Here is a 12104-nt window from a genome sequence, read left to right as displayed (position 1 = left end):
ATGTATTAGGCACGCCGCCAGCGTTCACTCTGAGCCAGGATCAAACTCTCCATATAAAATTTACCTAAAACAAAATATCTTAGGATTTAATATGAAGTTTTAATCAAAAAACTTTAATTTTATTAATTAGTTTTATCTCTTATCTACTTTCCAAAGAAAGCCTAATAAAAGATTGGCTCAATCGATCACTTGTTTAGATTTCAAAGATTGACTAATTAGTTTAACAGTGTTAATTTAAAAAACTCGGTTCCTGTGAAGCGGAAAGTGAAGTATATAGAAAATATGCTTAAACAAACATAAAAATTTGTCTAAGCATGCTAAATTTTATTGAAAAAGAGATTTTAAAGATAAATTTTCGTTAAAGATTAAATCTTGCGTTCTTTTGTTGTATTTAAAAATAGTTACGTATTTGCCGCCGTTTTCTTTAAACAGTCCGCCGTTTACGAGTATTGCGTTTATTCCCTCTTTTTCCTCGCCACCTCCAAATATAAACTCTCCCGGCGTCGTATCAAGCTCGATTTTACCGCTAAAATTTATAGCAGCCGGGATATTATCAAGCAGATTTTGACTATCTATGCCGTCTGCGTCGATAGAAAATTCAAAATTTGAAGCATAACTCTTGCCGACCGCATTTTTAAAATTTAGATTTTCAAACGTTATCTTCGGCGCTCTTTTTATAAATTTATCCAGCGCCTGCGTTATAGCCGCAAGCTGCGCTTCAGGCTCCCCTTTAGCATTCATAATATCCTCGATCGCGCCTTTATCTAAATTTGAAAACTTAGACTTAATCAGAAAATCTTTAAATTCATATTTTGCATATTTTATCTTTTCTATCGTGCTCGTATCGTCCTGTGTTAGAGTATCGCTTAGCACAGTTAGTTTAGAGTCGCTCGTTATCTTTCCGATCTGTAGCGTCTCCGTGCCAGAGCTTACGTCTATGCCGCCTAGTTCAAATTTATAATTACTATTTACAAGCGCTTTTGAGATCATTTTCGGCTCGATCGGTGTTTCGTACTTCACGTCGTAGCCAATATTTTTTATCCTCATAGCAACGCCTTCTTTACCGGCAAAATCGACAAAATCATTTGCAAAAGAGACTCCCGCGATTTTTTTCTCGCCGTTTATATCAAAAATCAAAAACGATTTTGCTAAATTTACCTTATTGCCGTCCAACTCTTTTTGTACACCGGCTAGCTCGAATACGATTTTTTTATCTCCGCCCGAGATGCCACTAGAGTGAAATTTAATAGGCTTTACGGAGTTAAATGCCTCTATCATAAAATTTTTATACGGCTCGCTTAAAAACTCCGCGTCCCCGACGACGTCAAATTTGCCTAGCAAACCGGCAAAACCGTGTGAAATATTCATGTCGATTTTTATAGCTATATCCTCAGGCGCGCCGTACTCTTCGCCAAGCGACATAAGCTCGTTTATGTGTTTTTTAGAAAAAATCACTTCGTAGTTTGCGTGAGACTTTAGCAAACCGCTTTCAAATACGCTATTTTTGACGTCTATTCCGTTTGTTTTGATTAGACTTAAAGCCTCGTTATACTTCTCCTCCACCTTATTTGCGTTAAATTTCAGCCCGCCAAAAACCACGGCAGCCAAAATCACCAATGAAATCAGTAGCTTTTTCACCCTTGTCTCCTTTTTTTAGTAGTCGCTTTTTTTAGATATATCCATACGGCGGCTAGCAAAGAAAGCATACCGACAGGCATCAACCAGCCGTTTTCTCCTAGAAAATTCCCCGCTCGCTCAAACGCCCCTCCGGCATAAAAGCTACCTAGCCCTAGTAAGACCGCCCAAATTACCGCACTAACAACATTTATGACGCTAAATTTAGCAAACGAATACTTCGTAAGCCCGATAGCAAGTGGTACTAGGGTCTTTAGTCCGTAGATAAATTTTTTAAAAAATATGATTTTATTTCCGTGTTTTTTAAACAAAATTTGAGAAAAGGCAAGCTTACGTTTATGCCTAGCCAGATACGGCATCACGGCCGCGCGGTTATACCTGCTGACGTAAAAAAGCAAAGTATCGCCGATAGCGTTGGCGGCGGCTGCTAGCACGATACTCACGGTTATGTCCATCTTACCAAGATGAGCCAGCACGCCTGCTGCGATGATAGCGACCATACCGCCTCCAAGCGAATATAAAAACACTATCACGTACCCATAGGTCGATAGCGAGGTTAGCATCTCTTGCAAATTTAACCCTTAATATTTCGATATAGCGCCCATTAGCGCGTTGTATCCGTAGCTATCGGTCTTTGGCGGAGTATCTCCTGTTTTAGCAAGTACCGCTCCGCCAAAGCTCGCGCCCGCGAAAAACCCATCGTTGTCGGTGTAGGCGTAAATGTCGCTGGTGAAGCTAAAATCGCTCACTTTTCCGTAAAATTTACCCGTATCGGCAAACGCAAACGATGCGTCGGCGTTTATCGTGATCTTGGCGTCTTTTATGTCGGCTACGAGGCTATCTTTTAGGATAAAAAGCACAAGCGCGCTATTTTCGTAACCTAGCTGCAATCCGATACTGCCGCCGCTAATATCCACGACCATCATTTCGCTGGGCGCGTACGGGTTTCCCACGAGCATCACGCCCTTGCCGTGCATACCGCCCAGCACGAAGCCGACTTTAGTAATGCTCGGAAAGATAACGACCGCTTTTGCGTTTTGAAGCAGAGCCTTAACCGGCGCATCTGGGTTTTTACGCATCGTCTTTGTAAAAGAATTTGACGCGTTTAGCACGAGCTCGTCGTTTGCGCCGAGCGCTAAAACGCAAAAAATCGCTAATAAAATTTTTTTCATCTTTTACCCAAATTTGACCTATTTTGCCATTTCTACGGCTCTAGTTTCGCGGATCACGTTTACTTTGATCTCGCCCGGATACTGCACCTTACTCTCGATCTCTGCGGCGATCTCTTTAGCTACGAGCACCGCTTCATCGTCGTTTATGAGCTTGGCGTTTGCGATGACGCGGATCTCGCGACCGGCGTTTATCGCATATGCTTGCTTGATGCCTTCTTTGCTTTTTGCGATGTTTTCTATCTCTTCTACGCGTTTTAGGAAGCTTTCAAGCACCTCTCTGCGCGCTCCGGGGCGAGCCGCGCTCAGAGCGTCCGCAGCGCAAACGGCGGCGCTTTCTACGCTAGTTGCCTCCTCGTGTCCATGGTGGGCGTAGATGGCGTTTATGACGACGGGATGTTCTTTGTAGCGTTTGCAAATTTCAGCACCCAGATCGACATGACTACCCTCAAATTCATGCGTCAAGGCCTTACCGATATCGTGTAGCAAGCCCGCTCTTTTGGCTAGCTTTTCGTCTCCGCCCGTTTCAGCTGCGATGATGCCGGCAAGATGAGCTACCTCGAGGCTGTGCGCGAGGGCATTTTGTCCGTAGCTGGCTCTAAATTTTAGCTTGCCTATTAGTTTCATTATCTCGGGATGGATTTTGCTAAGGCCTAGGTCGATGACGATATTTTCGCCCTCCTCTAGGATCGAGGCCTCAAATTCTTCACATACTTTTTTGTGCAGATCCTCTATCCTTGCAGGCTGTATGCGGCCGTCTTGCACCAAAAGCTCTATCACGCGCGTCGCGATCGCTCTTCGGTAGAGATTAAAGCTACTTAACGTGATAGCGTGAGGCATATCGTCGATGATAATATCTACGCCAAGAACCATTTCTAGGGTCTTGATATTGCGCCCCTCTTTGCCGATTATACGGCCTTTTAGCTCATCGTTTTTGATATCCACGACGTTTATTAGGCGCTCGGCGGCAAACTCTCCCGCAAACCTCGACGTAGCCTGTGCCAAAATATAATTCACTCGTTTTTTGGCCTCGCGTTTAGCCTCCTCTTCGTGTTTCCGCACGATGTGAGCGATCTCGGCGCGGCTTTTTTCCTCTACTTTTTTTAGCACCTCTTCGCGCGCCTCTTCTTGCGTTAAGCCGGCGGCGTGTTCGAGTACTTTTAGCGCCTCTTGCAGCTTGGCTTGATAGCTTGCTTTTAGCCCAAGCCCTTCCTCGTACATACTTTTTGCTTCGTTTCGAGATTTTTCCAGCTCGGTTCTGCTTTCGTTTAAAATTTCTTGCTCGTTTAGTAAAATTTGCTCTTTTTTACCGATCTCTTCAAATTTTTGCGTGTACTCTTTTTGTAGTTTTACGGTTTTGTCGTCGTATTTTTTCTTAGCTTCAAATTCAGCCTCTTGGACTTGGATTTTAGCGTCTTTTAGCGTGCGTTCGGCTTCAAATTCTATCGCTTTAGCCTTTGCTTTTGCCTGTTCTAAAAATATATTGTAGTTTGCGTCGTTGATTTTTTTAGCGATGAGATAGCCTACGCCAGCGCCCGCCGCACCTGTTCCTAAGCCGATTAAAATTTCTATCATAGATTCCTCTTTTTACGTAAATTTTGCTCGGGGTCAGGTAAAAATCACAAGTAGCGTCGTGATCTTCGGATATGATTTCATTTGTAAAATTGTCTAAAATTTCAACGAATATCAAGGTAGGTCGGTAGGGCAAATTTGCAAAAAATCTATCATAAAAACCTTTACCGTGTCCTATTCGCGCCATATTTCCGTCCACCCCGAGAGCCGGAACTACGGCTACGTCTATACGCTTTTTAAATATCTTGGTGCTTAGCGGCTCTTTTACGCCAAATTTTGTCCGAGATACAAGCGGTAGCCTGAATTTTACCATTTCTAAACTAATACCAAGCATAAACGGAGCGAAAATTTCATACTTTTTGGCTAGCTCGCGTTTCAAAATATAAAAATTGGGCTCATAAGAAAGGGGGTTAAAAATCAAAATCCGTTTGGCTTTAAGCTCGGTTAGCAAATTTAAAAGCGGCTTAAACATTTTGTAGTGTTTCGCTCGCGCCGAAATTTGAACCTCTTTTTTTAAAATCCGTTTGGCGTCTCGCCTAAAATCTTCTTTTGTCAAATTTAACGCTCGTTTCATAAATTTTATGTATAATTTCTTCCAAATTTCAAAATAGGAAAAATATGAAAAAAACTCTTCTGATTATACCATTTTTAGCTCTATTTTTAGGCGGCTGCGGAGATGAAAACAAAAGCGAAGCAAGCCAGACTAATACAAGCGACGCAAGTCAGAGCGTTTCCGTTCCGAGTCAAAGCGCAAGCCTAGAAGCGCCTTTTGATCTAACGCTAATGGACGAGAGCAAGATGACTCTGCAAAAATTCGACAAAGGCTTTAAAGTCGAAGGCAGCGACGAGGCGATTTTGTTTAATTTTTTTGCCACCTGGTGTCCGCCGTGCAAGGCCGAAATCCCGCATCTAAATAATCTAAACGATAAATTTAAAGGTAAGCTAAAAATCGTAAGCGTACTAATGGAAGATAAATCAAAGGATGAAATAGACGCGTTTATGAAAAAATATAAGATAAATTTCGACGTCGCTTACGGCGAGGGTAATTCTCGATTTGCCAAGGCTCTCGGCGGCGTGGTAGGTATACCCTACATAGTGCTTTATAAACCAAACGGCGAATACGCTACGCACTACGTCGGTCTCGTGCCAGAAGAGATGCTAGAAAGCGATATAAATAAGGTGATCGACTGATGTTTGGTTTTTTAAAAAAGGGGCTTGATAAGACGCTAACGGCGATACGCTCGTCAAAGCCCGCCGATAAAAAAATCTCAAAGGAAATTTTAGAAGAGATCCTGCTAGAAGCCGACATCGCCTACGAGATCATCGAGGAGGTCCTCTACTATCTGCCGCCGCAAAACGAGGTCAAAAAAGACGAACTTAAGCGACTTTTAAATACCTACTTCATATACGAAAATGAGCGCGAAGTAAAAAGCGGAAGGCCTTTCGTGGAACTCATCTTGGGCGTAAACGGCGCGGGCAAGACGACCACGATCGCAAAGCTTGCGAATTTATATAAAAACGAAGGCAAAAGCGTTATTTTAGGCGCCTGCGATACGTTTAGAGCAGGAGCCATCGAGCAGCTACGTCAGTGGGCGCAGAGAACTGGCGTGCCTATAGTCGCTACGCAACAAGGTCACGATCCGTCTGCGGTCGCCTTTGACGCGATAAGCTCGGCTGTGGCTAAAAACCTAGACAACGTCATCCTGGACACCGCAGGTCGCCTGCAAAATCAAACGAATTTAGCTAACGAGCTAAGCAAGATCGTGCGCATCGCAGACAGAGCCTACGCAGGCGCGCCGCACCGCAAGATCCTCATCCTCGACGGCACTCAGGGCAACGCCGGCCTAGCGCAGGCAAAGGCCTTTAACGACATCGTGAAGCTTGACGGCGTCATCATCACCAAGCTTGACGGCACGCCAAAGGGCGGAGCGCTTTTTGGCGTCGCGCGCGAGCTGGAGCTGCCGATACTCTACATCGGCACCGGCGAGACGATGAACGATTTAGTAAAATTTAACCCTCATGATTTCGTAGATACCATCGTCGATGAAATTTACGCCTAGATCGCAGGCGTAAATTTTATATTTTATTCGCTTGCATTTGTAGCCTGTTTATTTTGCATTTATTTACCCCCCCCCCCCGAATTTACGAAATTTATATATAATGCCCGCGCTTAATGCAATTTACTAAAAAGGAAATAAAAATGACGACGCAAGAGTATGAAGCTATGTTTGAAGAGGACGACGCGCCGGGCTGGGACGCTATAAACGATGCGCTGGAAAAAATCTACGACCCCGCAAACGAGCGCCACTATCCGTCGCAGCTACATGCGAGTCTGGGCGGCGATGATTATTTAGCGGGCGTTAGTATCTTTGACTGCGAGGATAGCGCGTTTCATCGCCATATCGTGAGCTTTGGCATGAGCGAGCTTTACTACGATCCGCAAAGCGTGCAGGAAGAATTTAGCGGATGGGGATTTGAGTTTAGCATGCGCGTTGCGCCGTTTGCGGACGATCCGGACTCGGATCTTGGCGACGGCAATGTAGCCCCAAACGAGCCTTTTTGGGTTATATCCGTCATGCAAAACCTCGCTAAATACGTCCACACAAGCAAAAAATGGTTTGAGGCATATCATTTCATGCCGGCAAATTCGCCGATACGTCTTGATACGAATACCAAACTAGTAGGCGTAGCTTTCGCGCCCGATCCGGTGCTTGGCGGCATAGACACGCCAAACGGCAGAGTAGAATTTCTCCAGATGGTGGGTATCACGCAGCGCGAGCTGGACTGGCTACGCGAGGATCCGACTACGCAGCGCGTAGAGCGGCTCATAGAAATGATGCGTAAGGGCAATCCTCTGCTAATCACCGACCTAAAGCGCGAAAAAGAGTATGCGTAAGTAAATTTAACCAAGCCGCAAGCCCGCTCAAAATAAGCGCTTAAATTTAAGCAAAAACGCCAAATCAAGCAAAAGCTTTTGTCGAGGTTTACGGCGGTTAAATTTAACCCGGCGCCGACTCCTAGTAGCCCAAAACCGTATAAATTTAAAGCTGATTTTAACGTTCCGCAAAATTTAGCGCACCGTATCGCCGTAAAGCCTTGCTAAAATCAGCCACGGCGCAAATTTTAAAATGCAAATTTTCTGCCGAGCTTATTTAGAATATCTCAAAAACCGCATTTAGCATTTTAAAGAGTTAAATTTACGCGCTCTTTTACAAAAGATTTATGCTTTTTATAAATTTGCTCTGCCGCCGCGCGAGCTAAGCACAAATTTTGCCGTTAGATTTTGCTCTATTTTAGGCAAATCTCGCAATCGCAAAATCGCTTATTTCCTTTTTTAAATTTAAATTACGGTCGGCACGGTAGCCAAAAGCGCAGCACGCGGATCAAATTTGATTTTAGTTTTTAGCGCTTTTTATATGTATTTTGCAAATTTGCCAGAGCGCAGAACCGCAGTCTGCTCGTCTACCGTAGCTTGCATTTGCTCCTCTAGGGCTTTGTTTTCGCCGTTATTTGCGATGATTACTCGCGTGGGGTATAGCACCAGACTCATACGCATAGCAAACTCAAGCTGCAAGTCGTTATCTTTTAGCGCTCTTTGCAAGGTTTTTTCGCGCTCCTTGACCGCTTTTAAAGAAAGGATATTTTTAAAAAAGTCGGCAAAAAGAAGCTGCGCATCCGCAAACTCGGTTGATACCTTATGGCGCGAGACCTCTTCGTAGCGCGCGAAAATCGCCTCTTTTTGCGCTTGCGTACATAGCGGATTGATATAAAAAGTAGACAAAAAATCCCAAAAATCATCCCACAAAGGAAAGCTTTCGTCAAAAGGCAGGCTAATTATCTCATCGTAGTAAAGCATTACGGGCTCAAATTTCTCCTCGACGTAAAAGCTAAACAGCAAGCCCTCTAGCAAATAGCTATCGCTAAATCGTCTAATGCGAAATTTTTGTATCTTTTTTATCTTCTTTAAAAGCTCTTTTTGCGTATCGGTAGTGCAAAAAGGCTCTATCTTATCTAAATGTAGGTTCATCGTTATCCTTTTTGTTTAAATTTATCCAAAACGGCTTTGCCAGTGCGCTAGAGCTGTTTTTGCTTTTAATTAGCCGCGTAAATTTAGACTGTTTTTAGCCTTAATTTATCATCAAAAATACGGCAAATTTGCGCTGCGCCAAAAGGCTTGGCGGCGTAGTCAAATTTTACCTAACTTGCCAAATGCCTTTATGAGCCAAGCCGTATAAGTTAGTTCTAAATTTAGCTCTGCAAACGCGCGATCTAACCGCCTCACGTGCACTGCATAAAAAACGCGCTAACTCGCGACCTCTCGCACCAAAATACGTAAAGTATCCCGCCGCTGCCAAAAAGCAGCTCCTCGTCCTCGCCGCTAGGAAGCCCACTATCTAGCTGCATCAAAAACTCCATTTTCTCGCCGCATATCGGACACGTCGGCACCTGCGCGCTCTGTATCCACGACGGCTCGCCGCCTACGCGAGATAGATTTTGCCTGCCGTTTGATAGCGCCCAGTCCTGCTTGCGCCAGCGCTTAGGCGCTACGCGCAGACGCGCCAGATCCTGCCTCGCCGGCTCGTCGTCTACGTACTCTACCTGCGACCTCTCGCCGATACGCTTTGGCTTGCCCAGCCGGTCGTGTTCGTAAAACGCCGTCTCGCCCTCGCTTATCTCTCTAACGTGCGCGGCTAGGGTTAGGCTAGGCAGCGAGCGTACCGGCAGCTCGCTAGGCACCGGATCAAGCATGATGAGATGAAAGAGCGGATTTTCCTCGTCCGCGCAAGGCTCGTCTAAAACCCCGCCTATTTTATACTTCGTCTCGCCCAAATTTGCTTCCGCGGCTTCCTCGCTTTCGCCTTTTTGCGCTTCGTCCACCCATAGTCCCCAAGTCGGGTGATTTTTGGCTTGATTAGCGGCAAACGGCTCGCTAAAATACCCCTGCCTAAACGCGACGTGATACGCGCGCTCGCCGCAGTACCTTTTTAGCCTAAACGCTTCGCCGCCGATACTCATTTCATCGCTAGCTTGCGCTTTTTGGACTCGGCTTTCTTCGCACGGCACGTTTTTGCCGAATTTGGGGTCGTTTAAATTTTCATCCGCTTGCGAATTTAGCTTGCTAGCGTTAAATTTGACGTCATTTAGGACGCCTTGCGTTTGACTTGAATTTTCATCCGCAGGCTCCGCACCGTTTGCGCCTCCCGTAAATTTAACCCTCTCAAGCGTAAAGCCTACGTCCTCCAAATAGTAGCCCAGATGCTCGCTAAGGCTGCCTTTATGCTTCAAAAACTTCTCCGCCGCCGCAATCTCGCAGGCAAATTTTACGTTTTGCGGCTGTCTTGTTTGCAGCAAGCACTCAAAAATCCTTCGTTTATCGTCCATGCTAGTTTGCGCGCTAGCTAGCCTCTCGCGCCAGATCTGCGAGCTCTCGTAGTCCAGCTCGCGCCACGGATAGCACTCATAGTATGTCCCGTCGTTTGGCCGCAAGCTAAAAATATCGCTAAGAAACGGGTGCAAAAGCGGCGCAAACTCTAGGCTTGCTACGGCGATAACACCCTGGGCGTTTATTTGTCGCACGCTATTTTTATTTGCTTTTTTATCTCTTTGCGCCTCGTTTTGAGCCTCGCCCTCCTCGCGCAAAATCTCCATCGCCGTAGAAACCAAAGCCCTAAAATCCTCTTTGCTAACGTAGCTCATAGCGTCATCTAGTAGCGCACCGCTCTCTCGCCGCCCGCGCAGCAAGTTATCAGCTAGCGTAAAATACGCCGCCTCGTCGCCCTTTAGTCGCCAAAACCGCTCGTATAAATCAGGCGCGCCAAAGCCCTCTCGCTCAAAATCCCGCGCTAACGCTAGCGCCTCGTCTTGCTTGCTCATATCGTTTCCTTTTATAAAATTTTTTGAGAAAATTTAGCCGAGATTTTAAATTTTTGGACGGATAAATTTGACGCAAGGCGCCGTTTTATGCGAATTTGGCGCCTTGCTAATAGTAGTTAAAAAGTATTTTCTCTCTTTTCAAGCACGAGATGAAGGATATACGTCGCCGCAAACGCTACCGCGCTAGGCACTATCCAGCCAAGCATAGAGTCGTAAAACGGCATTTTCTTAACGAGGCTGGTAACTAGCGGTACGGAAACGCCGACGATATCAAGGCCGTTTATGGTCCCCACGACCACGCAAACGTAGACGCAGCTGCGGTAAACCAGCTTGCTGGAGTCTATTAGCGGATTGATAAGCGAGAGGATGATAAGCATAATAGCGACCGGATAGATGGCTACGAGTACCGGGATCGAGCCCTTGATGATAGTAGTTAGGCCGAAATTCGCCACGCCAAAGCCGATCAAGCACCACGCCGCAACCCAAATTTTATATTTTACGCGCCCGTCCGTTAGCTCCTCGAAGTACTCGCTAGCAGAGCTAATAAGTCCCAGCGTCGTAGTAATGCACGCTAGAAAAAATGCCGAGCCCAGCACCAAAACGCCCGCCTTACCGAAATAATAGCCACTAATGCGCGATAGCAGCTCGGCTCCGTTTATCTGCGGCGCGTCTTTAAAAAGCTCTGCCGACGTAGCGCCGAGGTAGCCTAGCATAAGGTAAATCGCCATCAAAATCACGCCCGCCGTCATACCCGCTTTTATCGTCGAGGAGACGAGATGACGCTCGTCTTTTACGCCCACGGTTCTGATAGCGTTTATCACGATGATACCAAAGGCAAGCGACGCTAACGCGTCCATCGTCTGATAGCCCTCGACAAAGCCCTTAGCCGCAGCGTGTTGCGCATACTCTCCGCTAGGAGCGGCAAACTCGCCTATCGGGAAGAAAAATCCCGCCCCAAAAAGTAGCAAAATCAGCGCCAAAAGTAGCGGAGTGAGGTATTTGCCGAGCAAATCGACCAGTTTTGAGGGATTTAGGCAGATGTAATAATTTAGCGCAAAATACGCCGCCGAGTAAAAAAATAGCCAAATTTGCAAATTTTCGTGCGCGATAAAAGGCTTAACCGCGATATCAAAGGGCATGTTTGCCGCGCGAGGTATCGCAAAAAGCGGCCCGATCGTAAGGTATAAAAGCGCGGTAAAAAGCACCGCAAACACGGGGTCTATGCGGCGCACTAGGCTTTGAAGCCCCTTTGCTCTAGCGATGGCTGCTACGCCAAGCACCGGCAAAAGCACCGCCGTGGCGCAAAAAAACATGATCGCGACGTAAAAATTCTGCCCAGCTTCTCGTCCCAGATTCGGCGGAAAGATGAAGTTCCCCGCGCCGAAAAACATCGCAAAAAGCGTGAGCGAGATGACTAAAAACTGATTTCTGCTAAGATTTTGTTTCATTTTCGCTCCGTTTCGGATTTAAATTTGACAGATTGTATTTGGATAAAGTTGAAATTTCGTTGATTTTGGTTAAATTCGCCAATTTTTCGCGCTTGCGTGTTTCGATTTGAAATTTAACCGCGCGGCGAGAGTAAAATTTAAACATTTTAAAGTATAATCGCGCAAAGGAAAAATATGGCGAAAGTAAAAACGGTATTTGAGTGTCAAGCCTGCGGAAATCAGCAAAGCAAATGGGTCGGCAAATGCCCTCAGTGCGGGGCTTGGGATAGCTTTTTAGAACTAAACGCGCAGCAAATCGAGACGCTAAAAGAGATCTCAAAAAATACCGCAAAACCGAGCCTCGCAAAGCAAATCAGCGAGGTTGAAATAGAAAAAATCACGCGCATCAGCACGCAAAATAGCGAAC

11 protein-coding genes and 1 pseudogene are annotated in these 12104 nt (G+C 45.8%); 4 read left to right on the top strand and 8 right to left on the bottom strand.

From position 1 onward, the window contains the following. Positions 1 to 324 precede the first annotated feature (324 nt). From Q0218_RS08710 to Q0218_RS08690, 5 genes are read right to left on the bottom strand one after another with little or no spacing between them, the layout of a single operon-like run. Positions 325 to 1638 (bottom strand): DUF945 family protein, encoded by a 1314-nt coding sequence (locus Q0218_RS08710; RefSeq protein WP_297968748.1) that lies wholly within the window; start codon positions 1636 to 1638, stop codon positions 325 to 327. Then, on the bottom strand, positions 1635 to 2207 hold the full coding sequence (locus Q0218_RS08705) for a DedA family protein (RefSeq protein WP_297968746.1): 573 nt from the start codon (positions 2205 to 2207) through the stop codon (positions 1635 to 1637). The genes Q0218_RS08710 and Q0218_RS08705 overlap by 4 nt, the downstream gene beginning before the upstream one ends. Before the next feature lie 9 nt (positions 2208 to 2216). Next, on the bottom strand, positions 2217 to 2807 hold the full coding sequence (locus Q0218_RS08700; protein WP_295144730.1) for a lipid-binding SYLF domain-containing protein: 591 nt from the start codon (positions 2805 to 2807) through the stop codon (positions 2217 to 2219). An 18-nt stretch (positions 2808 to 2825) separates the two neighbouring features. Next, positions 2826 to 4379, bottom strand: coding sequence for a ribonuclease Y (gene rny / locus Q0218_RS08695; RefSeq protein WP_297968743.1), 1554 nt, complete (start codon positions 4377 to 4379; stop codon positions 2826 to 2828). After that, positions 4312 to 4950: a 5-formyltetrahydrofolate cyclo-ligase gene (locus tag Q0218_RS08690; RefSeq protein ID WP_297968741.1), complete on the bottom strand. Its 639-nt coding sequence runs from the start codon at positions 4948 to 4950 to the stop codon at positions 4312 to 4314. Before Q0218_RS08690 ends, rny begins: the two co-directional genes overlap by 68 nt. A gap of 44 nt (positions 4951 to 4994) precedes the next feature. Here Q0218_RS08690 and Q0218_RS08685 point away from each other — a divergent pair, with 44 nt between their 5' ends. The 3 genes from Q0218_RS08685 (at position 4995) to Q0218_RS08675 (ending at position 7272) form a co-directional block, all read left to right on the top strand. Continuing rightward, positions 4995 to 5567 carry a TlpA disulfide reductase family protein gene (locus Q0218_RS08685; protein WP_297968740.1) on the top strand — a complete coding sequence of 191 codons (573 nt, stop codon included), beginning with the start codon at positions 4995 to 4997 and terminating at the stop codon, positions 5565 to 5567. Continuing rightward, a complete protein-coding gene (gene ftsY, locus Q0218_RS08680) occupies positions 5567 to 6436 on the top strand; it encodes a signal recognition particle-docking protein FtsY (protein WP_297968738.1) in 870 nt (289 codons plus the stop codon). The genes Q0218_RS08685 and ftsY overlap by 1 nt, the downstream gene beginning before the upstream one ends. Positions 6437 to 6576: 140 nt before the next feature. Further along, entirely contained in the window at positions 6577 to 7272 is a 696-nt protein-coding gene (locus Q0218_RS08675) for a suppressor of fused domain protein (protein WP_297968736.1), read from the top strand. A gap of 516 nt (positions 7273 to 7788) precedes the next feature. Here the strand turns inward: Q0218_RS08675 and Q0218_RS08670 are convergent. The 3 genes from Q0218_RS08670 to brnQ all read right to left on the bottom strand — a co-directional run bounded on the left by Q0218_RS08670 (position 7789) and on the right by brnQ (position 11698). Beyond that, on the bottom strand, positions 7789 to 8403 hold the full coding sequence (locus tag Q0218_RS08670) for a hypothetical protein (RefSeq protein WP_297968734.1): 615 nt from the start codon (positions 8401 to 8403) through the stop codon (positions 7789 to 7791). A 251-nt stretch (positions 8404 to 8654) separates the two neighbouring features. Then, positions 8655 to 10250 (bottom strand): hypothetical protein, encoded by a 1596-nt coding sequence (locus Q0218_RS08665; protein WP_297968733.1) that lies wholly within the window; start codon positions 10248 to 10250, stop codon positions 8655 to 8657. Positions 10251 to 10366: 116 nt separating this feature from the next. Then, a complete protein-coding gene (brnQ, locus tag Q0218_RS08660; protein ID WP_297968731.1) occupies positions 10367 to 11698 on the bottom strand; it encodes a branched-chain amino acid transport system II carrier protein in 1332 nt (443 codons plus the stop codon). 174 nt (positions 11699 to 11872) lie between these two features. On the opposite strand from brnQ, the pseudogene Q0218_RS08655 reads away from it, so the two are divergent. Next, positions 11873 to 12104, top strand: a pseudogene (locus Q0218_RS08655) (DNA repair protein RadA); the annotation flags it as partial.

The sequence above is a fragment of the uncultured Campylobacter sp. genome, from assembly GCF_938039245.1.
Lineage (GTDB): Bacteria > Campylobacterota > Campylobacteria > Campylobacterales > Campylobacteraceae > Campylobacter_A.
This window is presented reverse-complemented; position numbering and strand designations above follow the sequence as displayed.